Consider the following 26,613-nt stretch of genomic DNA (forward strand, 5'->3'; position numbering starts at 1 on the left):
AAAGAATGAAAGGAATTGAAAATCATTTGGTCTTATTAATCATCCGTCTTGGTGCCGGAGGTATGATGCTAACACATGGCATTCCCAAAATTGGAAGAATCATGGCTGATGAGGTGAAGTTTGCAGATCCTTTCGGATTGGGTCCAACCTTCTCTTTGGCGCTGGCGATCTTCGCAGAAGTGATTTGTTCTGCCTTGATTATTCTGGGTGTCAAGGTTCGCCTGGCTAGTATCCCATTAATGATTACCATGCTTACAGCAGCTTTCTACGCCCATTGGGATGATCCATTTGGAAGGAAAGAGCTTCCACTTTTATACTGCCTGGTATTTCTAGGTTTATTGGCATTCGGGGGAGGAAAGTACTCCTTGGATACCATTTTCAAGAAAAAATAAAAAAACCACAACCCTTACGAGTTGTGGTCTGGAAATTAGGTCTATTGTAATTACTTCCCTCCTAAGGCATTGGCACCTGCAACGATCTCCAAGATCTCGTTGGTAATAGCCGCCTGACGGGTTCTGTTATACATCAATCTCAATTCTTTGAGCAATTCACCGGCATTTTCAGTTGCCTTATCCATAGCAGTCATTCTAGCTCCATGCTCGGAAGCATTGCTTTCCAAGACTGCTTTGTAAAATTGAATCTTCAAAGATGTAGGAACCAATTCCTCAATGATATAAGATCTGGATGGTTCTAAGATATAATCTGTTTCTGCTACTTTTTCCTCTCCGTTATTCTCTTTTGCCATTGGCAAAAACTGTTCAGTACGGATAATCTGAGTAGCTACGTTTTTGAATTCATTGTAAACCAAAACCACCTGATCAAAGTCTCCAGCTACATAGGCGTTCATAGCGAACTCAGCAGCAGCTCTAACATTGTCAAAAGATACATCAGAAAAAACCTGATAGAATTGGCTGATTACAGAAAACTCACGCTTTTTGAAAGTCTCGTAAGCCTTTTTTCCCAAAGGTAAGATGGTGATTTCTTTCCCGGCAAATTGTCCTTTAATCGCAGCATTGGTTGCTTTGATTACGTTGGAATTGAAAGCACCGCACAAGCCTTTGTCCGAAGTCACAGGTACAATCAACACCTTATTTACTTCCCGCTTTTGAGCAAAAACAATATCTGCTGCTCCATCTTGTGAAGCGGAAACATTGTTGAGAATATTGGTCAACTTCTGAGAATAAGGACGCATCTGAACGATTTTGTCCTGAGCTCTTCTGAGTTTCGCAGCAGAAACCATTTTCATAGCTTTGGTAATCTGCTGAGTAGAAACTACCGAGGTGATTCGCTGCTTTACTTCCTTAAGGTTAGCCATCAGTGCTTAATTGTAATCGGATATAAAGTGCCGGAGGAATACACCCCCGGCTAATTGATTTATTTTGCGTATTTCGGTGATAATTCTGCAGCTGCTTTCTTTAGAATTTCACCAGCTCCGTCAATATCTCCTTTTAGGATCAACTGCAAAGCTTCCGGATAAGAAGTATCCAACAAAGTATAGAATTCCTTTTCGAATGCTCTTGCTTTCTCAACAGGTACAGAATCCATCAATCCTCTTGTAGAAGCATAGATAATAGCTACCTGATGAGCTACGGATACTGGAGAGTATTGAGGCTGCTTCAAGATCTCTTGGTTTCTTCTACCTCTTTCGATTGTTCTCTTGGTAGTTGCATCCAAATCAGAACCGAACTTGGCAAATGCTTCCAATTCACGGAACTGAGCTTGATCCAATTTCAAAGTACCGGCTACTTTTTTCATGGACTTGATCTGTGCATTACCACCTACTCGGGATACAGAGATACCTACGTTAATTGCAGGTCTGATACCGGAGTTGAACAAGTTAGTCTCCAAGAAAATCTGACCGTCAGTAATGGAAATTACGTTAGTCGGAATGTAAGCAGAAACGTCACCAGCTTGAGTCTCGATAATTGGCAAGGCTGTTAAAGAACCTCCACCTTTTACCAAAGGCTTGATAGACTCAGGAAGATCGTTCATTTGCTGAGCAATGGCATCAGACTTATTGATCTTAGCTGCTCTTTCCAATAATCTGGAGTGCAAATAGAATACATCACCTGGATAAGCTTCACGTCCCGGAGGTCTTCTTAGCAATAGGGAAACTTCACGGTATGCAACTGCCTGCTTAGACAAGTCATCATAAACAACCAATGCAGGTCTTCCGGTATCACGGAAGAATTCACCGATCGCTGCACCAGTAAATGGAGCAAAGAATTGCATCGGAGCTGGGTCAGCAGCAGATGCAGAAACAATAACTGTATATGGAAGAGCTCCACCTTTATCCAAGGCTGCAACAACGTTTGCAACTGTAGAAGCTTTCTGACCGATAGCAACATAGATACAGAAAACAGGTTCGCCTCTATCGTAAAATTCTTTTTGGTTGATGATAGCATCAATAACTACGGCAGTCTTTCCAGTCTGACGGTCACCGATAACTAATTCACGCTGCCCTCTTCCAATTGGAATCATGGCATCGATAGACTTAATTCCAGTTTGAAGAGGCTCAGTTACAGGCTGTCTGTAGATTACACCTGGTGCCTTACGCTCCAAAGGCATTTCATACAAATCACCTGCGATTGGTCCTTTACCATCAATTGGGTTACCCAAAGTATCCACTACTCGGCCCAACATGCCTTCACCGACTTGGATAGAGGCAATTTTCTTGGTACGCTTTACAGTATCGCCTTCTTTGATCTCTTTAGAGTCACCGAACAATACCGCACCTACGTTGTCCTCTTCTAGGTTCAGTACCATTGCTTTCAGACCATTGTCGAATTCCAGCAATTCACCGGCCTGAGCCTTAGAAAGTCCATAGATACGAGCTACACCGTCCCCTACTTGAAGGACTGTACCCACTTCTTCGAGTTCGGCCTCTGTTCTGGCTCCGGAGAGTTGTTCTCTCAAGATTGCCGAAACTTCATCTGGTCTTACTTCTGCCATGATATAGATTGATTAATGCTTTTGGATTAGATTTTACTTTCGTAATGATTTTCGCTAAACTGATTTTTCAATACTCTCAGTTTACTGCTTAATGACTCATCCAATTGACGGTCATTCACTTTTAATACATATCCTCCGATCATCGCAGGATTGATTTTTTCAACTAACTGCACTGAGTCCTTTCCGGAAATTTCTTTAACAATGGCAATAAACTCTTTGCGCATTTTCTCATCTATCGGGAAAGTAGTAGTCAATTCAGCTACTTGAATAGATTTATGAATGTTGTATTGAATCTCAAATTCTTTAGCAACGTCTATCAGAATTTCTTCTCTGTTTTTTCTGGAAACAATTTCAAAGAAAGTCAGGGTCATTTCCTGAGCTCCTTTAGCAAAAAGTGCTTTCAAAACCTTCAATTTCTTTTCAGAATTGATGATTGGGTTTTTCAGCAATAAGCTCAGATCTCTATTGCCATTGGCAATAGTGGTAAGCTTTTGGAAATCCTCATGAACTTCTTCCAACTGACCTTTTTCAAGGGCTAGTTCCAAAATGGACTTGGCATAGCGGGATGCTACTCTTTGGTTTGACATGGGAGGATCTTAGTTTAGCTTCAAATCTTTGATGAATTCGTCAACCAACTCTTTCTGAGCTTTCTCATCTGACAAATTCTTTCTCAATAATTTCTCTGTTACTTCAAGGGTCAAGACAGCTACTTGAGTTTTCACCTCAGCTAAAGCGGCTTTCTTCTCAGTCTCGATCACTGCTTTCGCATTTTCGATCATTTGAGCTCCCTGCTTGCTGGCCTCGGCCTTAGCGTCTTCAATCATTTTATTGGAAGCATCCTGAGCTTTTTTCAAGATGACATCTCTTTCCAATCTGGCTTCTGCCAATAGCTTCTCATTTTCAGCTTTGAGATTAGCCATTTCATTTCTAGCAGTTTCAGCTGCTTTCAATGCATTTTCAATGCTGCTCTCTCTTTCTTCCAAAGCTGCAAGCATAGGCTTCCAAGCAAATTTGATCAAGATAAAAAGCAAACCTAGGAAGCCTAATAGCTGCCAGAAAATAAGACCGGAACCTGGGGTTATCAAATCCATGATGTATGATTTATTTCAGATTGTTCAATGAAACAGAAAGAAAAGGGAATGGCACGAAGCCAGACCCTTTTCAATTTTTGATTAGCTGATGCCCGCGATATTCAACGCGATCAACAAACAGATTACCGCTGCGAACAGGGAAACCACCTCGATCAAGGCTGCGATGATCAACATAGCACCTTGGATCTTACCAGCAGCTTCTGGCTGACGAGCAATAGATTCCATTGCCTGACCACCGATACGACCGATACCAAGTCCTGCGCCAATCGCAACAATACCAGCACCGATTCCAGCTCCCATAAGAGCATAACCAGCAGTCAATAAGATAGACATTAACATAATTGTAGATTTATAAATTGAACAAAGAAATTCCTAATTAATGATGATCGTCATGCGCGTGCTCTGCTACCGCACCACCTATGTACATCGCTGTAAATAGTGTAAATACATAAGCCTGAATTGTAGCAACCAGCAATTCGATAATATTGATAAATGTGACCATCAAGGTACTTACTACCCCAATAGTGTAAGATTCAAAGATGAATGCCAAGGCAATAAAACCTAGGATTACAATGTGTCCAGCAGTGATTGCCACAAACAATCGGACCATCAAAGCAAATGGCTTGGTAAACAAACCGATGATTTCTACCGGAACAATGATCAACAACATTGGAATCGGAACTCCAGGTGTTGCGAAAACGTGTTTCCAATAATCCTTATTTCCGTTCACGTTGGTGATGATAAAGGTCAAAACCGCCAAGGTGCAAGTCACAGCAATATTACCGGTTAGGTTAGCAGCACCAGGAAGAAGACCCAATAGGTTACCAAACCAAATGAATAAGAAAAGTGTGATTAGGTAAGGAACAAACTTTTTGTATTTGGGACCAATCGAATTTTTTGCAATCTCATCTCTCACAAAAATCACGATAGGCTCAATCAACGCAGCCGCACCTTTAGGGGCTACAGCACCGTTTTTCTTGTAGTGTCCAGCTGCAGAAAGCGCAATCCATGCCAAAATGAACATGACGATAAACATCATGACCACATTTTTCGTAATGGATAACTCAACGAAGCTACCTTCATCAACTCTACCCAAATGATCATGCTCGTCAATGTAATATCCTTCGTGGGCGTATTCTTTTCCAAACTCATGAGTTTCGTGATTTTGGAAATTGGAGGACATAAAAACCTCCAAACCTCTGTCGCCGGAATAGACAATTACAGGCAAAGGCAGGGTCACATGCGTGTGACCAAAGGTCGCAAAATGCCACTCATGCGAGTCTTTCACGTGATGCATGATGAAGCTCGTCTTGTCTTCCTCTGATCCGGCTGCGAAAGTGGGGTTAGAAAATCCCAGCAAAAATGCTGATAATAAAATACTTAGGGCCAGTAGTTTGCGCGTCATCAACTCTTTAATTTGAGGGCTACTTTGAAATCGGGCGCAAGTTAGATAGAAAGGCGTAGATATCAAAAACTAAGTAGAACAAAAAAATCACAAAGAAATCTCCTATAAACAAAATTATATTCTCCATTCCGGGCCAAACTTCGATCCCAACGAACACCAAAGAGCCAATTAATCTCAGAATCATTGCTAAAACAGATATTTGAAAGAAATTTTCAGAAAATGATTTGAGTAAAAAAGCGTTTAAAACATTGATAAAAAAGGAGATAATTAGGAGGAAAAAATAAATATGCCAGATATGAGTGTGGATAATCTGTGGTACCAAAACCTGTAAAATCAAGATCAATCCTGCCAAAATCCCCGAAAGGATAAAGAAGCGGAGATGCATATTTTTTGGTAAAGACATGGTGAATTAATTTTTTACAAAAGTACCAAATTTTATTTGGATGATGGTTTTACGAATTGAATTCCTGCTTTTAGACTATAAGATTGCTTATGGCATTTTACTTCCAGGAAAATCAAACCTTATAGCACAGCCCTCGCTATTACTTGTTTTTAAGACTTCTAATTTTAGATTTCAGACTTCTGATTTTAGCTTTCTAACTTCACCTATCTTGTTTCATCGACACCCAAAGCTGATAAAAAGCCAGAAAAACCGATAAAAAAGAAAACAACAGTATCCACACAGGAAATTTCATGTCACTTTTTTGCTGCAGCCACCAACCAAACCAGGTTCCCGCACCTATCACACCAAATAATTGAAAGGATAAACCAATATATTTGACAAAGGAATTGCTGTCATTCCATGCTTTTCTCTCCTTTTTTGGATCTTCAGGTTGCTCCATATTCTTAAATAAAGTAAAATAATCCGATACCTTTCCTCTGGTATTCAGTGAATTGAAATATTTGAATGCCTATTTCGTTCGCTATGTAGCACAAAAGAGCTATTTTGGTATCACAAATCTTTGTATTTATTCATGCGGCTTACATCCCGGCTCATATTTATTTGTTCAATTTTTTTAGGTTCCTGCTCTTCAGAGAGGAATACCTTCACCAACCGGGCTTTTCACAATCTCACATCTCATTACAATGCTTACTATCTAGCAGATGTCAAGATCAATGAAGTGCTGAAAGAAGTAAAAAGCAACTATAAAGAAGACTACACTCAGGTTTTACCGGTATTTATTCCTATCGATTCTGCGACTATCCAATCTTCCAATGAAAAATTGGAGTCAGCGAGGGAATTGGCATCTAAGGCAATTGAATGGCATAGAATATCCAAGTGGGTAGATGATAGCTACTATTTAATCGGAAAAGTAGATTATCTGGAGGCTCAATCTGATGATGCAAAAAATGCCTTCAAATACGTCAATGTCAAAAGCAAGGACAGGGACCTCAGACATAAGGCATTGATTAACCTGCTTAGACTATATGTGGATTTGAGTCAATTTGAGGATGCCAATTTTACTATAGATTATTTGTCCAAAGAGTCTAAAATCAATGAGGAAAATCGGTATGAGCTTTACAGGACTCTGGCCTATTATTACGAAAAAAGAAGGGATAGAAGTGGAGTGATCGGAGCCTTAGATAAAGCCACCGAATATGCGCAAGACAAAAAAGAAACCTCCCGAATTAATTTTATTCTAGCTCAATTATATCAAAGAGAAGGCTTGGATGCTTTGGCTTTTGATTATTACAAGAAAGCTCAGGAGGGAAATCCCCCCTATGAAAGAAGTTTCTTTGCCCAACTTTATGCTCAGCAAGTGGCCGAGTTGAATGCTTCCAAGGATTTGAGAAAAGTTCGGAATTACTACGAGTCCTTATATGCAGATCAAAAAAACAAGGACCTCAAAGATGTAGTGGTTTACGAAAGGGCTCTTTTTGAAGAAAAACAAGGTGATATTCCTTTAACTGTAAGTCTACTACACCAAGCAGCAAAAGAGCCCGGTAGCAACCCAAGGTTGAAGGGGTACATTTACCAAAAGCTGGCAGACATAAATTTCAATGAATTTAAAGATTACAGAGCCACAAAGTATTACTTGGATAGTGCCTTAACTTTTATCAAAGCCTCAGATCCAAGCGCTGCTCAAATTGCACAGCAAAAAGAAACCTTGGATCAATATGTCTTTCATGTGGAGAGAATTCAACAAAATGATAGCCTTTTGTTTTTGAGTTCTCTCAGCAAAGAGGAACAGACTGCACTTGCAAACCAGTTTATCAAATCTGAAGAGGAAAGGCTTCTAGCCGAAGCAAAGGCAAAAGAAAAACCCAAAAATTCAGGGATTTTTGATAATCTCTTAGCTTTTGCAGACAGGGGCTCTGGTTCTTCTTTCTATTTCGATAATGCAGTTGCAATGCAGCAAGGAGCAATTACATTTTACAGAACCTGGGGTAATCGTCCTCTTCAGGATAATTGGAGAAGAAGTGCAGTTAATTTTCAGGGAAATACCGGCAATAATCCACAGGCAACAGTAGATTCCACCGCCACTACTGATGAAAACAATCCCCTAAATCAATTACCTGATATAGAAACTCTGTTAGCACAGATACCTCAGACTGCTGAAGACAAAAAATCATTAAATCAGGAATTGGAGGAGTCTTATTTTGAATTGGGCAAGGTTCTTTATTTTGATTTAAAAGAAATAGAGAGATCTATTGACAATTTGGAGGTACTGGTCCGAGAGTATCCTAACAGCTCCAAAAAGCCAGAAGCATATTACCTTTTGTATTTGGCACAAAAAGAAAGAGGAGGAAACTTTCAGCAGTATGTAGGCCGATTAAATCGGGAGTATCCTGATTCACAGTACACCTATTCAGTAAATAATCCAGAAGCAGCTTCAGGAAATATAGCCTATCTCCAATCTTCCAAAAATTACGAGCAGGCCTATGATTTATACTACAACGGCAACTTCGGAGAAAGTAGAAGAATTATCCGATCAACTTTGGAAGAATATCCATTAACAAGAAATACAGAACGATTATTGCTCTTGGATATCATGATTTCCGGAAAAGTTGAAAGCCGTGAAAGATTCAAAGAAAGGCTGGAGGCTTATATAGAAAACACAAAAGATGCGGGCTTGGTAGAATTGGCAAGAAATATGCTCAAGCCACTCTTGCCGAAAGAAGATTTGGCTTCATTAAATCAGGCAGACAGTACCGCTCTGGACTCTGCTAATTTGAATTTATCCTTGAAGGATTCTGTTTCGACAGAGAAAAAGCTATTGGATTCTCCATTTAAGTTGGATGAAAATCAGACTCATATCATGGTTTTGGTCATGAGCCCGGAGGAAGCAGAAAAGGCCGCAGGTTTGGTTGGAGAATTGGAAAATTTCCATGCTAAAAACTTCTCCAATTCAAGGTTGAGGACTGGTAATATGAATATGAATAGAGAAAATGCCATTTATATCATCAGTCCATTCACTAATGCGGAGAAGGCAAAAGAGTATTATTTGAAATTTATGGAGAACTTTGAGTCTGCCAAACTTAGCAAAGAGCTTAAAGACCAGGCATTCTTTATCTCCATTGAAAACTTTCAAATTCTGAATAGAAGTAAAAACTTAGAAGAATATAGAGCCTTTTTTGAGGCATATTATCAATAAATATGAGTAAAAACACCAAGCCCGAGACAACTTCTTGGGCAAGTAAAACAATCAAATACCTCTGGATTGCCTTTGGAGCAATGGTTTTCGGATTCATCCTATTCGTGTGGATGGTCTCTGTAAATTTCTTAGGGCTTTTTGGTCCACTTCCGGATTTCAAAGCACTGGAAAACCCAGAAAGCGAAGTAGCTTCAGAATTATATTCTTCTGACGGTCTGCTATTGGGAACCTATGCCCGGGAAAATAGAAGTCCGGTAAGTTTCAATGAGCTTTCTCCCAATCTAGTCAATGCCCTCATCTCCACAGAAGACGTTCGATTCGAAGATCACTCTGGAATTGATATGACAGCAATGGTTCGGGTTTTTGTCAAATCAATTCTCTTGGGGCAAGATGCTGGGGGTGGTTCTACCTTAAGCCAGCAGACTGCTAAAAACCTATTTAAAACCAGAACTGATGCCAATCAGGGCTTTTTGAGTTCTATTCCGGGTTTGAGAATGTTGATTATCAAAACCAAAGAGTGGATTGTAGCTACTCAGCTGGAAAAGGCATACACCAAGAATGAGATTTTGACCATGTATCTGAATACCTCAGAGTTTGGTTCGAACGCATACGGAATCAAAACTGCCGCAAGAACATTCTTCAATAAAACTCCGGCAGAATTGGATGTGCAGGAGTCTGCCGTCTTGGTAGGTCTTTTCAAAGCTCCAACCTATTATAGCCCTGTTTTCAATCCTGAAAACTCTTTGAGAAGAAGAAATACTGTTTTGTATCAAATGGTGAAAAATGATCATTTGACACAAAATGAATTTGATTCGATTTCAAATATGCCAATTGAACTGGATTATAGAGTTCAAAACCAAAACCAAGGATTAGCTACTTATTTCAGAGAAGTAGTGAAAGCAGATTTGCTTCGATGGACCAAAGAGAATATCAAGTCTGACGGAACCTCCTATGATTTGTTTGGCGATGGCTTGAAAATATATGTAACCATCGACAGCAGGATGCAGAAATATGCTGAAGAGGCTGTTGCTGAACAAATGGCAGCATTACAGCAGAAGTTTTATAAGGAAATGGGAAGTCGTGACCCTTGGATAGACAGCGAAAACAGAGTGATTCCTAACTTCATCGAAAATGCTGTTAAACGAACCGAAGCTTACAGACTATTGAAACTCCGCTACAAGGACAATGAGGACTCCATCAATATCAAGCTCAATGAGAAGAAGAAGATGAGAGTGTTTTCTTGGGATGGAGAGATAGATACTTTGATGAGTACCATGGACTCATTGAAATACTATAAGAAATTCCTTCAGACAGGTTTTGTAAGTATGGATCCACATACGGGCCATATTAAAGCTTGGGTTGGTGGAATTGATCATAAATATTTCAAATTTGACCACGTAAAGCAAGGAAAGAGACAGCCAGGTTCTACTTTCAAACCATTTGTCTACGCTGCTGCAATAGAGAATGGATACAGCCCATGTTATTCAGTGATTGATCAACCTGTGGAAGTTTACATTCCAGGCCAGCCAGCTTGGTCCCCGTCCAACGCTGATGGCAAATTCACCTACGAAAGAATGACCATCCGTAAGGCAATGGCCAAATCAGTCAATTCGGTGACTGCATATATGATGAAAAAACTCAGTCCGAAAATAGTCATTGAAACGGCTAGAAGGTTGGGCGTTACCAGTGATTTGGAAGAAGTTCCAGCCTTAGCTTTAGGTGTAAATGACGTATCTGTTTTTGAGATGGTGGGTGCATTTGGAACCTTTGTTAATCAGGGTGAGCATACCACTCCATTCTACATCGATAGAATTGAGGATAAAAATGGAAATGTTATTCACCAATTCACTCCGAAGAAGAGACCTGCTATGAGTGAGGAACATGCATATTTGATGACATATATGCTAAGAGGAGGCTTCGAAGAAGAGTCCGGAACTAGCCAAGGAGTTCCTTGGTCTTTGAGAGAGGGCAATGAATTAGGCGGTAAAACAGGAACTACTCAAAATGCTTCCGACGGCTGGTACATTGGAATCAGCAAGGACCTAGTAACAGGGGTGTGGACAGGCGGAGATGATCGTGCTATCCACTTCAGAAGCTGGTACGATGGTCAAGGTGGACGAACAGCCAGACCTATCTGGGTGAAATATATGGAGAAAGTATATGCAGACAAAGATCTTGGATATACCAAAGGCCCATTTCCGAGGCCTGAAAGACCACTCAGCATAGAAATCAATTGTGATGTCTACGAAAAGGAAAGTCAGCGATTCGTAGAATTTGATTATGATTCGAAAAAGAACGATTTCTAAGTAAAAAATCTTCTATTATTGAAAACAGCTTCATTTCGGAGCTGTTTTTTTAATTTAGCCGTATGCAGTCATCTTCATATTCACCGGAAGCTTATAATCAATTACCCGATCATCCGGGCGTATACAAATACTTCAATGAAAGTGGAGATCTGATTTATGTTGGAAAAGCAAAAAGCCTTAAAAAAAGAGTAAGTAGCTATTTCAATAAAAATACAGGAGTGAACCTCAAGACCAGAAGAATGGTCAAAGAGATTCGGAAAATCGAAATCACCTTGGTGAATTCTGAATTTGACGCGCTCCTATTGGAGAACAACCTAATCAAGAAATCTCAGCCTAAGTATAACATCTTACTAAGAGATGATAAAACTTACCCCTATTTACTGATTACCAAAGAGCATTTCCCAAGAATTTTCCCCACTAGAAAATTAATCCCAAAAAGAGGAACATACTTTGGACCTTTTGCCAGTGTCAAGGCGATGAATAATGTACTGGATTTGATCAGGGAGCTTTTTACTATCAGAACCTGCAAGCTGGACTTATCGCCATACAAAATTGATGAAGGAAAGTATAAGGTTTGTCTGGAATACCATATTGGCAACTGCCAAGGTCCTTGTGTAGGAAAGCAGGCAGAAGTGAATTATTTGAAGGACTTGGAGCAGGCAAAGCATATATTGAAAGGCAACTTGGGGATAGCCAAAAGCTATTTCAAACAGGAAATGCAAGCCTACGCAGAAAGCTTAGAATTCGAAAAGGCCCATAGAATGAAGGAAAAGCTGGATCTTTTAGAAAAATATCAGGCCAAATCTCTTGTGGCTAATCCAAGCATTTCCAATCATGATGTCTGTACTTTGGTTTCAGATGAAAAATATGCCTATGTCAATTACATGCGCGTCAAAAATGGTTCTTTGATTGTTTCCAAAAATGTGGAATTAAAAAAGAAGCTGGATGAAAGCAATGAGGAATTACTGATAGCAGCTTTAATCAGGTTACAAGACCAATTTAATAGCGACGCTGAGGAGGTATTGGTAAACATAGATATCACAGAGCCAATAGAAGGTCTTAATCTAACCATGCCTAAAATTGGTGATAAGAAGAAACTGATAGAACTCTCAACCAAGAATGCACTATTCTATAAAAAAGAGAAGGCATTACTTCAAGGATTGAATCAAGATAAGAAGGACAGAGTTATCCGTCAGTTGCAGCAAGATTTGAGTTTACCGGAGATTCCTGATCATATAGAATGCTTTGACAACTCCAATATTCAAGGCACCAGTCCTGTGGCAAGTATGGTTTGTTTTTTAAATGGAAAGCCTGCTGTAAAGGAATACAGACATTATCACATCAAGACAGTGGAAGGGCCTAACGATTTTGCCAGCATGAAGGAGATCGTGACAAGAAGGTATAAAAGACTGATGGAAGAAGAAAAGCCTCTTCCTAAGTTAATTGTGATCGATGGAGGAAAAGGACAGCTTTCTTCAGCGGTTGAAGCAATTCAGGATTTAGGAATATATGGTAAAATGCCCATCATCGGGATCGCCAAACGCCTCGAAGAAATCTATTTCCCAGGAGATTCCTACCCCATTCATATTGACAAAAAATCAGAAAGTTTAAGGTTGCTTCAAAGAATAAGAGATGAAGCTCACCGATTTGCAATCACCTTCCATAGAAAGGTTCGCAGTAAAAATGCTTTTGGAACTCAATTAACAGCAATACCTGGAATTGGGGAGTCCACTGCCAATAGACTCTTGAGTCATTTCAAATCGGTAAAAAAGATCAGTCAGGCCAGCGAGGAAGAGCTAACCGAAATTATTGGATCAAGCAGGGCAAAAGCTTTGATTGAATGGAAAGAAAAAAATAAAGGGGCTTAAAGCCCCTTTTTATTTTACCACTCCCAAAGGGAGTTTTCAAATTCTAGTAGTTTGTATTCGAATGCTAATGCATCCATGTATGCTTTCATGTCTGGGTTCGGATGATCTGCCCTAACCATATCAGCAATTAGAGCTTCATCTGGATTTGTGAACCTTCTCACTACCGACCTAAAGAGTCTACTTTCAAAAGCTTCATCATAAGTCAAACTTTTAGATATGTTCTGGTAATTAAGCCATCGGGCTTCCGGATGATCTTTAAAGTAGTTGTAGAAATCTTTGTAGCGAATATAACCTATAGTTTCTTGACCTGCATTGGAATTGGTAGCAGATGGCATTACCAAATGAATGAATTTAATGTCAAAAACCATATCCGAATGATGCTTATCGAATACAAAATCTTCCTTGAAATCCAGATAATACAATTGCTTAACGAAAATACTATCTCCAGTTGCATTCAACCAGAAATTCTCTTGGAATTCAGCAATTGATAATGGACGGGTAAAGTCTTCGTCAGCAAAAACTTCCAAAGCATTTTCATCCACAACAGCTTTATAGATATAGCTCATGATGCCATTAGTCTTAGCATCACCAGAGCCATAAAGAGAAAGATTGTACTTTTCCCTCAAATCAATTCTTCTCCAGACACCAATTTGATACATTTTATCGTCCTCTCTAATCCTTTTGGCAGAGAAAACGGTATCAATAGCAAATTGTCTATCACCGTATCCAGATGGACTCACACTAGTAGCCGCAACTTGGGCTTCACTCGTCAAAGGGGCTAAGCCACCAGCTACGAGTACGGATAAGAATAAATTTTGAAGAAACTTTTTCATAATCGTATTTTCTGAATTCTTACCGGAAAATTATTTTACTCCGATACGAATGATTTGATTCAATGAGGTAGGAATTTTATTTCCTCTAAAGTTGGTACGGGTTACTTGATTCACCACCACCACTATATCATCACCAGGTCTTGCACTTTCCAAAAGTGATCTCATAGCTAGGCTGTTTCCATTTGAAATCTGGATAGTCTGTCTTGGAACATCACTTCTCAATAATCTTACTTCTCCACCTGTTACCTCGAAATTGGCATCTTTCGCCATTGTTCTTCCGAATGTAGGCTCAGGAGTAGCTAAAATTTTCAAACCTGTAAGCGATCCAATTGCTTGAGCTTGTGCCAAGTCAACCGGAGATCCATTGGACATAGCAGCAACAATGGTTGGAGCAGGAACTGGTTTAATATCAAACGTTACGTCATCAATTTTATTTCCTCCAGAACTAACACCGATAGTTACTTTACCAGATGCTCCAGGAATAATCGTAACCTGCCCAGGCTTATTTCCTTTGATAGATTGACCATTACTTACAGAGAATTCAGGCGCATAAGTATTTCCAAGCGCTGGAACCTCAATTAGCAACTCATTGGCACAATCTGCATACAATTGCTGAACAACCTCAGAAGAAACTTTTACTACTGGTTGAGCAACAAAGTATTCGTACTCTACAGGAAGAACTTGATCTTCGCCACCGATATTGGTAACAATTTCACCTTTTAATACTCTTCTAGCCAATCCTCTATCATCATATTGAGAAGCTGGAGTAGCCGTAAATTCAATCTGACCAAATCCTCTTTCATCCACAGTTACTGATCTTCCATCCAAAGTCATGGTTGGAGTAGCAGATGAAGATGAAGAAGCAATAAACATAGTACCTTCAAATTTGGTACCAGCTGCTACAATATTGGAAACTGCAGAGATTTTAGCTTCTGTGATATCTGCTTTGAAGTAGAATGATCCGATCGTGTTGGCGATAGTAGTTAAGGCTTCACTTTCGATATTCAATACCTCATTTTGATATTGAGAAATCAAAGCCATCACTGCACCCACTGGGGACTTCACAAAATTCAAAGCAACAAAGCTTTTATTCTTTGCTTCAGAATCATTTTTGAAGAGGTCAATTTCAGCTGCATCCAAAGCAATTGGAGCAAACTTTCTATCGGTAATTCCGACACTAGCCAAAATCTCCTCAATCTTATTAGGATAAGCATTTAGAGTTTGTTTCATCTCCTCGCCTTTCCCGTTGTTCACGAAAAGGTTTCCCGCAACCTCTGTATTTTTCAAAGAAGAACTCACAAAGTTACCTTCTTCATTCTTAGCATTAGACTGAGTGATCAGCTGCTGCTTCAAATCTTCAAGGTAGCTGTAGATCTCTTTAGTAGTTTCTCGCACTTGCTGTGCTGCTGCTACCTTAGGAACATCTTTTTCATTATTTCCTTGTTGTTCAACTGTGTATTCAATTGAACCTACCGTTGATTCATTTTTAAGGATAAAGTTTTTTGAAGTTCTCTCCATCCCGTCATTGATCAAGACGAATTTCTGGAGGATCTGATTACTTACCTGTAGAGCCAGCAATGCTGTCAATACCAAGTACATCATCCCGATCATCCGCTGTCTAGGTGTCTCTTTAACTCCTGCCATTTGTTTTTATCTAATGGTTTTTTTGTTTGGGAAAGAATTAACCTTTCATAGCGGATAGCATTCCACCATAGATTTTATTCAATGAGCTTACGTTTTGATTCAATTTCGCAAGTTCGTTTTTGAAAGCTTCAGTTTCTTTGCCTGCTTCGCTAAGTCCTTCCATAGCAGCAGTCATATTAGAATAGAACTTGTTCAATGTTTTCACGTGGCTGTTAGCATCCTGTAGCTCCATTTCATACACTGCATTTAGAGCAGAAAGGTTTTTGGTTACAGTTACCACCTGATTATGATATTCTTTAGCATCCTGTGAAGCAGCTGACATTTCCGTCAATGCCGCAGCAGTTTTACCATAAGATGCGTTCATGTCTACTAGGGTTTTTGCAGCTGTTTTCACGTTGGTAGCATACTCATTAGTAGCTACTGCTGCATCTGCCAAGTTGCCCATTTTTTCAGCTGAGCTGGCAAGATTTTGCATGCCTTTACCTAAGCTTTCAATCAATTCAGGACCAACTTTAGCATTGGCTAGCATATCGTCAAGCTTTTGAGAAACTTGATCACCAGCTCCAGCTGTTGCTCTTGCTTTCTTAGGAGCAGGACCATCTCCAGCTAATTCCGGATAAACTTTGGTCCAGTCTACTTCCTCTGGTCTTGGTTCGAAGGCTGAAAGGAAGAAAATCGCCGCCTCTGTAGTAAGACCTACACCGATCATGATGTTAGCGCCTTGCCAGTCAAGGATTTTAAACATTGCACCGAGGATAACGACTGCAGCACCAATACCATAGATTTTAGGCATTACGCTGGAATAAAAGAAGTTGCTTTTGCTAGCCATTTTGTAATTAAGAATTAAGGTTTTTGGTTTTTAAAGTGTTGGGTTGATTTATCGTCTTCGTCTTTTGCTGGATTTCACATCCATGGAGCCAGACCTTCCGATAAAGGTCATTGCGGTTCTAAATCCAATGTGAGCCTGAGCCACATCCTGATATTCATAAGTTCTGGTAGATGTTTCTAGGTAGTGTGCGATATCTTTCCAGCTACCGCCTCTTACTACTTTTCTTGGTTCAGTTTCCACATCATATACTGGGTTCAAATCCCAAGTAGCAGTTCTGGAAGTAGCAGCATAAGCATCCAATACCCATTCTGCAACGTTTCCAGACATGTTATGAAGTCCAAATCCATTTGGAGCAAAAACATCCACTGGTGCTGTATAAGCAAACCCATCGTCAATGTAATTACCTCTTCCCGGTTTGAAGTTAGCCATAAGGCATCCACGCTTATTTTTCAAGTAAGGACCACCCCAAGGATATTTTGCTACGTCTTTTCCACCTTTTGCAGCATATTCCCATTCTGCCTCAGATGGCAATCGGAAACTTGGCATATCAAAATTATACTCATCATTTGCGTTCATATGGTATGTTCTCCACTCGCAATATTTTTTCGCCTGATCCCAAGTCACACCCACAACTGGGTAGTTGTCAAATGCAGGGTGATCAAAATAGAATTCCATCAATGGATCACCGTAGTGAAATGAGAAGCTAGTAGACCAAACTGTAGTGTCTGGCTTTAACTCATCTAAATTGAATTGTGGTTCTTCTTTTAAAGTGGTAGGAGTACCGGTAGTAAGTGTACCTTCTCTTACAGCTTCTAAAAATTGTCTGTATTTGTTATTGGATACTTCATACTTATCCATGAAAAATTCAGATATGGTTATCTGCTTGTTCATTGATGATTGGGTGAAGGCTATGTCCTCATCAGATTGTCCCATCCAAAAAGTTCCTGCCTTAATAGGTACCATATCGTATGGGAGGTTTTGTTGCCATTGTGCTCTCTTCGGAACACCGGTCACTTCACCTCTCCGATTGAGCTTTTCACTTGCCGATCCTTTTTTACTAAAAAGTCCGCATCCAGGTAAGATTGTCGCAATTGCCAAGCCCAAAACGATCGGCATTAAGCGGATATTATTTTTTTTATACATAAATGACATTTTTTATATCATCAAATGAAAGTCTTATTTAAAACCTTGACTAAGATCGAAATTTAGCTGAATTTTCAACAGATATGCAAATAACTTGCCAATTTTAAACAGAATAAATTTTCATAAATTCTCCTGAAGTTCAGCTTTATACAAGGGCTATCCTGTATCTCTTAAAATCTAAATCTTGGAGTCCGCTGAATGACTCGCTCTACATTTCTACTTATATCGGTTAGTCTATAACGCAACATAAGCTCATGACTTGTCGGAGATTTTGCCTCCAAACCGCTAACTACCAAATCAAAGGAATATCCTAAAACAAGAGAATTATCTCTTAACAAAGAATATCCCAAGATAAGGGAAACACTTTCTTCCCCTCTAAATGCCAATCCCCCGCTAATCTTATTCTGGTGAGTAGCAATAACGCTCACATCATAAGAAAAATTATTGAAGGACACAGATTTTAATAGAAAACTTGGTTCTATTCTCAACTGCCCTACTGGTCTGAATCTATACCCAAACAATAAATAGGAATGATTTCTTAATGGGTTTGCAAAACCTCCATCTCCAAAATCAAACTCGGGTTGGTTTAAATGTCTAGAACTCAAACCTACATAATAATCTCCTCGGTCCAAAAGAAGTCCTGCACCAAAATTGAAATTGATGGCATTTTCTTTCCCAGAAGAAGGTAAATTTGGCTCTGGATTCACCACAACCAACTCCCCATAATCAATTGAACTTGAGAACATACCTGCATAGGCACCAAAACTGATCGTGGTTCTATTGATTTTTTTATGATAGGCTCCCTGAAGATTGATCTCCAAATTTCCTGTGGCGCCTAATTGATCATTGACTATAGTAATACCGTAACCAATATTTTTCCCTTCTAAATTACCCTGAGCTGTCAAAAGCTGCGTTACAGGTGCTCCCCCTGTCCCTGACGAAGTGGAATAATTTGCCCATTGTGTTCGGTGAAGTGCTGAAAATCGAAACCCTCCTTCTCTTCCAGCAAATGCCGGATTGTAATACATGCCATTATACATGTACTGAGTGAATTGCGCATCTTGCTGCGCAAAGCTGAATTCAATGCTGAAAAAACTGAGTATAACAGCAAAGCCAAAAATGTATTTCCACCGACTGCTTTGAATCATTTGAATGTGGTTTTGTCAGATGATAGAACTATTGTAAGCAATTAAACTGAAAAACCACAGAATTTGATTTCAAGATTTACAAATTGTTTGCCTTTTTGATATAAAGCTCCAACGCTCCTGTCATACTTGGGGCATTTGGAAGCGGTGCTTCAATGTCCAAAATCAATCCCATATCTCTTACGGCTTGTGCTGTGGTCGGACCAAAAGCCGCGATCCTGGTTCTTCCTTGTTCGAAATCCGGGAAGTTTTGTTTCAAAGATTTTATTCCCGAAGGACTATAGAAGGCTAAAATATCGTACTTAACATCCGCTAGGTCTGACAAATCAGCGGCTACCGTATGATAAATGATTGCTTCTGTAAATGCAATACCCGCTTTTTCCATGTAATCTGGAATATCATCTTTACGAATGTCAGAGCAAGGAAAGAGATATTTTTCGTTTTTATGTTTCTTGAAATAATCAAAAAGATCTGATGCGGTTTTCTGACCTACAAAAAGCTTTCTTTTTCTGATTACAATATATTTTTGAAGATAATGGGCTGTTTGATCCGAAATACAGAAGTATTTCATGTCAGCGGGCATTTCTATTTTGAATTCTTTACAAATATTGAAAAAATGATCGATCGCATTTCTGCTCGTAAAGATGATTGCAGTGTGCTTAAGAATGTCAATTTTTTGCTTTCGGAATTCCTTGGGAGGAACCGGCTCTACCTTAATAAACTGTCTAAAATCAATCTTTAGATTGTATTTTTCAGCCAGTTGAAAATAAGGTGAATTTACATCGTTCGGTTTAGGTTGAGAGACAAGAATACTTTTGACTGGTTTAAACCGATCCTTAATAGCTGCACTCATGCTTATTAATTTCTTTAAATTTTATCTACTATTGACCTAATACCATGATCCATTTCGCCAGGATCAGAAAAGGCACTAATTCTGCGATGCAAAGGTAAGTAAATAAATGGTATTTCTTAAAAGATAGGCGATTCATCATAATTAAGAAAAGTCCTGTAATCCCAAAGAGATAAAGCCAAAAGAAAACTTGGAGTGATAATTCAAGAACATTTTCCAGCATAAAAAAGGAATTCATCAGATAAACGAAGATAACTCCGATCATAATAAAACATGCCCAAACAATTAAGCGAAGCAAATAGAAAAAGTGTGGAAACTCCAGCTTCCTTAAATCAAATAAATAGGCAACAATTCTTATCCCAATAAACTTGAATACTGTAAGAATTAGCAAACCAACTGTTGTAACTAACCAGAAAATCATCAGAGACATCACATCTTGATCAATCAATTGAAAAACCAAATCTCCCTTGTAGATCACAAAACCCAATGTACCCACCAAAGCCAGCAGTAAATTGACCATAAATACAAATAGCAAAACGTCCAATGAAAAAAACTTTTGCAAACTCCCAACATCGGAAAAATCCTCATCACTAAGTAGCCCACTGGGTCTCAGCATGCCGGAAAAAAGAAAAGGATATGCTTGCTTGTAAAAGGCAATGAAAAACAAAACAATAAGTAATCCTAGTCCGAAAAAATCCCTGAGTACACTTCTCTTTTTTTCCCGGATACTTATGAAATTCTTGCTTTCCTCCGGAGTGGTCTGATCCAACTCAGTTCCAATCATTTTTTTCAAAATGATATCTTGGCTTCCTATACCTTCTTTGTATAGGGTCAAAGTCACTTTTTCCTGAGCTAATTCTTGTGCGACATCTGTTACCCTTCGAATCAAAACAGTGTCAGAATTGGAGTAAAACCAGAGTTTTTCTCCAGCGAATACCACCGTCTGCTCTGGGACTTCCAGATAAAAATTAGCCTTTGGAAAAGTAGCCAGATTCAACTCCTGACTTATTCTATCACTACTTGCAAACCAACTCTCTCTTTCAGCTACCTCCCAAGTTTTGGAATAATCTTCCAAAACCTGTGCAGACAGGGAAAAACCAGGAATAAAGAAAACTGTGAAGAGAAAGAAAATCCGGATTCTGGCCATTTTTTTTTAAAATCTCGCTAAATATCCAAAATGAATTTTTGATTGGGAAAAGGAAGCTTGTTGTTCATTGGACTTTCCAATCGCATAGATAAATCTGAAAATCCCCGAACCTGTCTCAAAATTCAGGCCCGCACCAAAAGAAACCGGCCTGTCAAAGGAATTTGCAAAGTAAGGGTTTTCTAGAATCCCAAGATCTATAAATGCCAGTAGAAATGAATTTTCTCCAAAAAATAATCGCTGCTCTGCATTCAGATAGGCAAAAGAGGAAGCAAAGAAAAAATTTTCATTAAAGCCTCGAATACTTTTCAGACCTCCCAATCTGAATAAATCATTGACCAAAAGTGTTTCATTTCGCACAAAACCTCCTGCACCCCCAAAGTACATTCCCCAGGAAGGTTTAAGAAACAGATGCTTTTCCCAAATAAGACTGACAGAATATTGTGGATTGCTCAATTCCAAATCCTGATAAACAGCTTCAGGAATCCCTGTATTTTGAAGTATTCTCTTGTTTCCAGCTGAAATCTTCCCAGAAACCTTCCAGCCTTTTCTCGGCGCAATCACATCATCCAACAAATTAAAATCCACTCCCAAACCATATTCATTCCATCTAAAATCGGCTACATCTGGTAATTGCTCCACCTGCCTGAATGCAAAAGTTGAGAGTAAATCACTTGCCTTTCTGTTGGTAAAAAAGGTCAGGTACAAAGAGCTACTCGCATTATAACCCACCCGAAGTCCTAGATTTCTATTGATAAAGGTACTATCCTGCTTGAGAAGACTAAACTCTCCCCCCACATCCAAAGGACTATTGAAAAGAAACGATTCCTTGGCTTTGATATTGAGGTTTTGGGTTAATTCATTAAACCTTTGCCAGCTGACCTCCACATCTCTTCCTTTCCCTCCTAAATGAAATAACTGCAAGTCCAACTGACCGGTAATCAACACCTTACCTGGTTCATTTTGATTAGGCAAAAATCCAATGATTCCATCCAACACATTAGAGTTTCTCTCGACCAAGCTAAAAACTGGCTGAGCTTTTTGAATCCTAAATTCCACCTCGGGTTGACTTCTAAGTCTGAAATAAGGAGATCGATTCGCAAGTCTGCTTGCCCTTTCCAGTTCTTTCTGAGAGAAAGGATCATTAGGAATGAGCCCGGAAAATCTCTGAAAATATTTGGCCTTAGTTTTAGGAGTTCCATCCAAACTAATACTATCCCAAACTATCAAGGGCCCGGATTCATATATAATGGAAGCTTTTATCCCGTTTTCTGTTCTTTCCAGACTGTCCATCTGAACCGACGCAAAAGGATAGCCCTGATTCTCGGAGATTCCTACAATTCTGTCAAATATGGAATTGACTTGAGCGAAAGACAATTTCCCAAGGTTCAATTCTTTTGCCATGGTGGAAGGTAGATTCCCTTGGGACAAAATTACTTCCTCTATTTTTTTACCTGTTTCAAATTTAATCCAGAGCGAATCCCCTTGAACTCGCTGATTTTGAATAAACGCACCCAAATAACCCTGTGCCTGATAGGATAGTAAAAGGGAATCGATTCCATGTCCTCGACCTTTATCGGATTCAAACTGCCGCCACTCATACTCCACTCCATCTAAGCTCCATCCCAACCAAAGCTTTTCCTGTGCTTGAAGCGAAAAAGTCAGAGGGAGATAAACCAAAAAAAGGAACAAGATGAGTTTCATGTGTTTATAATTTGTTTTTCAAAGACCACATGGAATCTCGCATATTTTCCCCGAACATCGGGGCATCCCAGTGTATGCAGACTCCGATATGCTCGATTTCATCTGAGGAAATTAGGATTCATTATATTCGCAAATTAAAAGAAATCGATGGCAGGTATCTATATCCATATTCCTTTTTGCAAACAGGCTTGCCATTATTGTGACTTCCACTTCAGCACAAATACTAGCTACTTGGAGCAGATGATTCAGATGATCGGGAAGGAAGCTGCACTCAGAAAGGAGTATCTCAAAGGACATACGATAGAAACCATTTACTTTGGCGGAGGCACTCCCTCCATCTTAGAACCCAAGTGGATTGATTTTTTATTGGAAAATCTCAAAAGGATTTTTCAACTCAATTTGAAAGAAATTACACTTGAGGCTAACCCGGACGATCTGACAACTGAAAAATTGCAAGCCTGGAAATCAGTGGGTATTGATCGATTGAGTTTGGGAATTCAAAGTTTTGACGATGAAATTTTAAGATTTTATAATCGAGCCCACAATTCAAAAGAATCCATAGAAGCTATTGCAAAGGCCCGCAAAATAGGCTTTGAGAAATTTAGTATGGATTTGATTTATGGCTTTCCTAGTCAAGACCATCAGCTTTGGGAAAAAGATCTAAGTACCGCATTGGAGCAGGATCCAGGGCATTTATCCTGCTACGCATTGAGTGTGGAACCAAGAACTGCTCTGGGAAAATGGGAAAAAACCGGAAAATTTGAACCTGCTTCTGAAGATTTTGTGGCAGAACAATTTGAAATTCTCCAAGCATTCACCGAAACAAAAGGCTATAGGCAATACGAAATCTCCAATTTTGCCTCTTCTGGTAATGAAGCGATTCATAACAGCAACTATTGGAAAGGACTGTCATACTTGGGTTTAGGCCCAGGAGCACACTCATTTGACGGTGAGAAAAGGGGAGCAAACGTCAGGAACAACATCCAATTCATCCGGGCAATTGAAGCCAACCAAATCCCTTTTGAAATTGAGGAAATGGATGAACTTGACCGCTTAAACGAATACATTTTAACCAGTCTCCGAACAAGTTGGGGATTGGATATTTCATTTGTAAGTCAAACATTTGAAAAAGATCTGATTCAGGAGAAAAGGAGTGAAATCTCCAAATTTCAAGAGCAGGGCTGGCTTGTTTGGAAAGATAATACCCTATCTTTGAGCAAAAGCGGAATGCTTTTGGCTGATAGTATAGCAGCAGCCTTGTTTTTCTAAATTAACCTATGAATTATAATCCCAATAGCCGAAAAAAAGAAGCCGCTCCTCTAGAGGATGCTTTCAAAGATTTGCTGAAGGTCTATCGATTGGAGGGGAAATTTCAGGAAAAATCTTTGATCCACGATTGGGGAGAGTTGGTAGGTAAAACTATCGCCTCTCGAACCGAATCAGTCTTTATCCGGGATAAAAAGCTGTTTGTAAAACTTTCATCCGGCCCAATCAAGCGGGAAGTGCAGATGAATAAAAGTAAAATTCTAAACCTGATTGATGAGAGGTTTGGTGCAGGGATGATTGAAGAGCTTATTTGCCTTTGATATAATCCTTAGATGGTTATTAGAATTTTTTAACATCTTACATAAGAAAGCAATCGAGAGATTACTGTCTTTTTTCCATTCCCATTAACTAATATTGGGGATGCATACATGATCAAACTACCTAGCATACATATCGGAAAGCTTAGCTTTTTGCTCGCCATACTAGTATGGCTGGCTTTGCTTTTTGTAGACCTTACCAGATTATTTGGGGCGATCAACGATTTAAATTCCGGAATAGCCCCTGAATTCACATGGATACTGGAAATCTTATTTTTTATCACAGTGTATGGATTCTACAATTACGCAATCAATAAGGATGCAAGAAACGATTTCCTAAATTTGATATGGAGAGCGGCTTCCACAGGCATGTTTGCCTCGGCGATTTTCCTCTTAGTCCAGCTTTTTTATATCCTGTTGGGAGAAAGCAGATTGGCCGATGAGCCATTTCTTCGAAATTTCTTTTACCATGTGCACTTTGCCTTAGTCACTATATTTTTGATATCCAGTGCGATTCTTTGGAAGAATCTGATCCTCTATCAAAAATCCAAACAAGTAGTCAAGCAATGGCAGACTTATGAGTTCGCATTATTGCTAGCCATGTTTTTCATTTTCTTCAATAAAAACACCTTTGATTATAGCTTTATATTTGGCTTAGTCATTTTGACTGGCTTGGGGATAGTTCTTTCAGGAAATTTGAAATGGATCCCATATCTTACCTTTAAGGAGAAATGGAAGTCCCTACTTTTCCTGTTTTTCATACTTTTGAGTGGGGGTTATTTATTTTATCAAACCAGCCAGTTTAGCAATGCCCAGCAAACCTACCCTATCAATCTGCTGGATAACTTATTCCTGATTTCACTTTTTTTATTCATCCTCATTTATGCCTTATTCAGCTTCCTAGTTACCCTTTTCAATTTACCCACATCTTCAGTTTTTGAGCAGAAGTTGACAGAGGCGATCAATTTTCAGCGACTAAGTCAATCCATTCAGCCAGAAGAAAATGAAGAGCAGGTATTGGATATCCTGATTGACTCCTGCATGAGTGCTGCTTATGCAGATGCTGCCTGGATGGAAATGCATAGACTGGAAACAGGCACAGAGCTTATTCAGGAAAGGTGGATCAATGAAGAAACCAGAAATGAGCTTTCTGAGAAAATTTCGGGTATGAAGGCGGCCTCTCAATGGGAGACAGAAACAAAGCCTGATAATCTAAGTCCTCTTGCCTTGAGATTGGATCACCCTAAGTTCGAATCCATACTAATCATCCCTTTGGTGGTCAATAAGTCAGTAATCGGCAGATTGGTACTGTGCAAAGAAGTAAAGGATGGTTTCAACAAAGAGATGATCAATATCATCAGCACCTTTACCCGTCAGGCCAGCATCGCAGTAGAAAATCACCGATTGCTGAATCAGGCTATTCAGAATGAACGGTATCAGGAAGAGTTGAAAATTGCCCAGCGGGTACAAAAGTCCCTACTTCCTGTCAAATTGGATCATAATGAATCCTTTGAAATTTGCGCCTATTCCAATGCTGCCGATGAGGTTGGGGGTGACTATTACGATACATTTCAGCTGGACGAAAATCGATTTGTACTGATCATCGGGGACGTTTCCGGAAAGGGAACTTCGGCAGCCTTTCACATGTCCCAAATGAAAGGGATATTCCAAAGTCTGATTCAACTGGATCTAGGAGCTTCTGAATTTATGAATCGTGCCAATAGTGCCTTGAGTAGATGCCTGGAAAGAAATCATTTTATTACTGCTTCGATATTTATAATTGATACTTCCAATCATACTTTTTTACATGCCCGAGCAGGACATGTGCCTACTTTAATGTGGGAAAAATCCAAAAATAAAGCTGATTTCTTGGGGGTTGACGGATTGGGTTTAGGAATCTTAAGAAACATGCAGTATGAAAAACACGTTGAGGAAAAGGTATTCAGCTTTGAGTCAGGAGACATACTGCTGCTGTTTACAGATGGTATAGTAGAGGCAAAAAATCAAAAATCTCAACAATTTGGATTTGAAAGAGTCCGATCCTTAGTAGAAGTTTATCATCATTTATCACCGAGAGAGATTCAGACAAAATTAATCGACTCACTGCACGATTTCGTGGAAGGAGACGGAATGATTGACGACGATTATTCTCTCATGGTAGTTAAGTTCAATTAATCAAAAAACATGCTTTCGATTCACACTCATGAGGAACATACCCACCATATCCTTCGGATACAAGGGGAAATTGATGCCAGCAACTCAGTGCAACTGGATGAGTCTATCCGAAGTCTTGCTGATAATGGTGCCAAGTCGATTTTAGTTGACGGTTCTGATCTTGAATATATTTCATCAGCAGGATTGGGAGTATTTATGTCTTATTTAGAAGACTTTCAGGAGCAGGGAGTTAGTTTAAAAATTTTCGCACTGGACCCTAAAGTATTTGAGGTATTTAAAATATTGGGACTGGATCAATTGATTTCAATTTTCCCCACTAAAGAAGAAGCGATCCAGGAAGTATAA

At 39.4% G+C, this 26,613-nt stretch carries 24 protein-coding genes; 8 read left to right on the forward strand and 16 right to left on the reverse strand.

Annotated elements, in window-relative coordinates; translation table 11 throughout:
* Positions 1-5: 5 nt before the first annotated feature.
* Entirely contained in the window at positions 6-392 is a 387-nt protein-coding gene (locus tag GYM62_RS15770) for a DoxX family protein (protein ID WP_219957111.1), read from the forward strand.
* Between the two features lie 50 nt (positions 393-442).
* Here GYM62_RS15770 and atpG read toward each other — a convergent pair whose 3' ends face one another.
* The 8 genes from atpG to GYM62_RS15810 all read right to left on the reverse strand — a co-directional run bounded on the left by atpG (position 443) and on the right by GYM62_RS15810 (position 6,290).
* A complete protein-coding gene (gene atpG / locus GYM62_RS15775; RefSeq protein ID WP_219957112.1) occupies positions 443-1,315 on the reverse strand; it encodes an ATP synthase F1 subunit gamma in 873 nt (290 codons plus the stop codon).
* Positions 1,316-1,374: 59 nt separating this feature from the next.
* A complete protein-coding gene (gene atpA / locus GYM62_RS15780; RefSeq protein ID WP_219957113.1) occupies positions 1,375-2,952 on the reverse strand; it encodes a F0F1 ATP synthase subunit alpha in 1,578 nt (525 codons plus the stop codon).
* A gap of 26 nt (positions 2,953-2,978) precedes the next feature.
* Positions 2,979-3,539 (reverse strand): ATP synthase F1 subunit delta, encoded by a 561-nt coding sequence (gene atpH / locus GYM62_RS15785; protein WP_219957114.1) that lies wholly within the window; start codon positions 3,537-3,539, stop codon positions 2,979-2,981.
* A gap of 9 nt (positions 3,540-3,548) precedes the next feature.
* Positions 3,549-4,043 carry a F0F1 ATP synthase subunit B gene (locus GYM62_RS15790; protein ID WP_144604603.1) on the reverse strand — a complete coding sequence of 165 codons (495 nt, stop codon included), beginning with the start codon at positions 4,041-4,043 and terminating at the stop codon, positions 3,549-3,551.
* 81 nt (positions 4,044-4,124) lie between these two features.
* Positions 4,125-4,382 carry an ATP synthase F0 subunit C gene (atpE, locus tag GYM62_RS15795; protein WP_026947636.1) on the reverse strand — a complete coding sequence of 86 codons (258 nt, stop codon included), beginning with the start codon at positions 4,380-4,382 and terminating at the stop codon, positions 4,125-4,127.
* A gap of 37 nt (positions 4,383-4,419) precedes the next feature.
* Positions 4,420-5,448: a F0F1 ATP synthase subunit A gene (atpB, locus tag GYM62_RS15800; RefSeq protein WP_091652277.1), complete on the reverse strand. Its 1,029-nt coding sequence runs from the start codon at positions 5,446-5,448 to the stop codon at positions 4,420-4,422.
* A 19-nt stretch (positions 5,449-5,467) separates the two neighbouring features.
* Positions 5,468-5,851, reverse strand: coding sequence for a hypothetical protein (locus GYM62_RS15805; RefSeq protein WP_219957115.1), 384 nt, complete (start codon positions 5,849-5,851; stop codon positions 5,468-5,470).
* 199 nt (positions 5,852-6,050) lie between these two features.
* Complete coding sequence (locus GYM62_RS15810) at positions 6,051-6,290, reverse strand: AtpZ/AtpI family protein (RefSeq protein WP_219957116.1); 240 nt, start codon at positions 6,288-6,290, stop codon at positions 6,051-6,053.
* A gap of 132 nt (positions 6,291-6,422) precedes the next feature.
* Here GYM62_RS15810 and GYM62_RS15815 point away from each other — a divergent pair, with 132 nt between their 5' ends.
* The 3 genes from GYM62_RS15815 to uvrC all read left to right on the forward strand — a co-directional run bounded on the left by GYM62_RS15815 (position 6,423) and on the right by uvrC (position 13,218).
* On the forward strand, positions 6,423-9,044 hold the full coding sequence (locus GYM62_RS15815) for a gliding motility protein (protein ID WP_219957117.1): 2,622 nt from the start codon (positions 6,423-6,425) through the stop codon (positions 9,042-9,044).
* 2 nt (positions 9,045-9,046) lie between these two features.
* The gene (locus tag GYM62_RS15820) at positions 9,047-11,350 is read left to right on the forward strand and encodes a penicillin-binding protein 1A (RefSeq protein WP_219957118.1); all 2,304 of its coding nucleotides are present in this window, start codon (positions 9,047-9,049) and stop codon (positions 11,348-11,350) included.
* A 62-nt stretch (positions 11,351-11,412) separates the two neighbouring features.
* Positions 11,413-13,218, forward strand: a complete 1,806-nt coding sequence (gene uvrC / locus GYM62_RS15825; RefSeq protein WP_219957119.1) for an excinuclease ABC subunit UvrC — start codon at positions 11,413-11,415, stop codon at positions 13,216-13,218.
* Positions 13,219-13,232: 14 nt separating this feature from the next.
* Here the strand turns inward: uvrC and gldN are convergent, their stop codons facing one another.
* The 8 genes from gldN to GYM62_RS15865 all read right to left on the reverse strand — a co-directional run bounded on the left by gldN (position 13,233) and on the right by GYM62_RS15865 (position 22,510).
* Positions 13,233-14,051 carry a gliding motility protein GldN gene (gldN, locus tag GYM62_RS15830; protein ID WP_091652258.1) on the reverse strand — a complete coding sequence of 273 codons (819 nt, stop codon included), beginning with the start codon at positions 14,049-14,051 and terminating at the stop codon, positions 13,233-13,235.
* A gap of 30 nt (positions 14,052-14,081) precedes the next feature.
* Positions 14,082-15,695 (reverse strand): gliding motility protein GldM, encoded by a 1,614-nt coding sequence (gene gldM, locus GYM62_RS15835; protein ID WP_219957120.1) that lies wholly within the window; start codon positions 15,693-15,695, stop codon positions 14,082-14,084.
* A gap of 37 nt (positions 15,696-15,732) precedes the next feature.
* Positions 15,733-16,524 (reverse strand): gliding motility protein GldL, encoded by a 792-nt coding sequence (gene gldL, locus GYM62_RS15840; protein WP_091652253.1) that lies wholly within the window; start codon positions 16,522-16,524, stop codon positions 15,733-15,735.
* 48 nt (positions 16,525-16,572) lie between these two features.
* Positions 16,573-17,667, reverse strand: coding sequence for a gliding motility lipoprotein GldK (gene gldK, locus GYM62_RS15845; protein ID WP_091652250.1), 1,095 nt, complete (start codon positions 17,665-17,667; stop codon positions 16,573-16,575).
* 170 nt (positions 17,668-17,837) lie between these two features.
* Positions 17,838-18,815 (reverse strand): type IX secretion system membrane protein PorP/SprF, encoded by a 978-nt coding sequence (locus GYM62_RS15850; protein ID WP_219957121.1) that lies wholly within the window; start codon positions 18,813-18,815, stop codon positions 17,838-17,840.
* A gap of 76 nt (positions 18,816-18,891) precedes the next feature.
* Complete coding sequence (locus tag GYM62_RS15855) at positions 18,892-19,665, reverse strand: uroporphyrinogen-III synthase (RefSeq protein WP_144604584.1); 774 nt, start codon at positions 19,663-19,665, stop codon at positions 18,892-18,894.
* A 28-nt stretch (positions 19,666-19,693) separates the two neighbouring features.
* Positions 19,694-20,809 carry a DUF4271 domain-containing protein gene (locus GYM62_RS15860; protein WP_219957122.1) on the reverse strand — a complete coding sequence of 372 codons (1,116 nt, stop codon included), beginning with the start codon at positions 20,807-20,809 and terminating at the stop codon, positions 19,694-19,696.
* A gap of 6 nt (positions 20,810-20,815) precedes the next feature.
* Positions 20,816-22,510, reverse strand: a complete 1,695-nt coding sequence (locus GYM62_RS15865) for a BamA/TamA family outer membrane protein (protein WP_219957123.1) — start codon at positions 22,508-22,510, stop codon at positions 20,816-20,818.
* A 147-nt stretch (positions 22,511-22,657) separates the two neighbouring features.
* Here GYM62_RS15865 and hemW point away from each other — a divergent pair, with 147 nt between their 5' ends.
* The 4 genes from hemW (at position 22,658) to GYM62_RS15885 (ending at position 26,613) form a co-directional block, all read left to right on the forward strand.
* On the forward strand, positions 22,658-23,779 hold the full coding sequence (hemW, locus tag GYM62_RS15870) for a radical SAM family heme chaperone HemW (RefSeq protein WP_219957124.1): 1,122 nt from the start codon (positions 22,658-22,660) through the stop codon (positions 23,777-23,779).
* An 8-nt stretch (positions 23,780-23,787) separates the two neighbouring features.
* Positions 23,788-24,096 (forward strand): DUF721 domain-containing protein, encoded by a 309-nt coding sequence (locus GYM62_RS15875; protein WP_091652233.1) that lies wholly within the window; start codon positions 23,788-23,790, stop codon positions 24,094-24,096.
* Positions 24,097-24,204: 108 nt separating this feature from the next.
* A complete protein-coding gene (locus GYM62_RS15880; RefSeq protein ID WP_219957125.1) occupies positions 24,205-26,268 on the forward strand; it encodes a GAF domain-containing SpoIIE family protein phosphatase in 2,064 nt (687 codons plus the stop codon).
* 9 nt (positions 26,269-26,277) lie between these two features.
* Entirely contained in the window at positions 26,278-26,613 is a 336-nt protein-coding gene (locus GYM62_RS15885; RefSeq protein WP_091652227.1) for an STAS domain-containing protein, read from the forward strand.

Source organism: Algoriphagus sp. NBT04N3, assembly GCF_019443765.1.
Classification (GTDB): Bacteria; Bacteroidota; Bacteroidia; order Cytophagales; family Cyclobacteriaceae; genus Algoriphagus; species Algoriphagus ornithinivorans.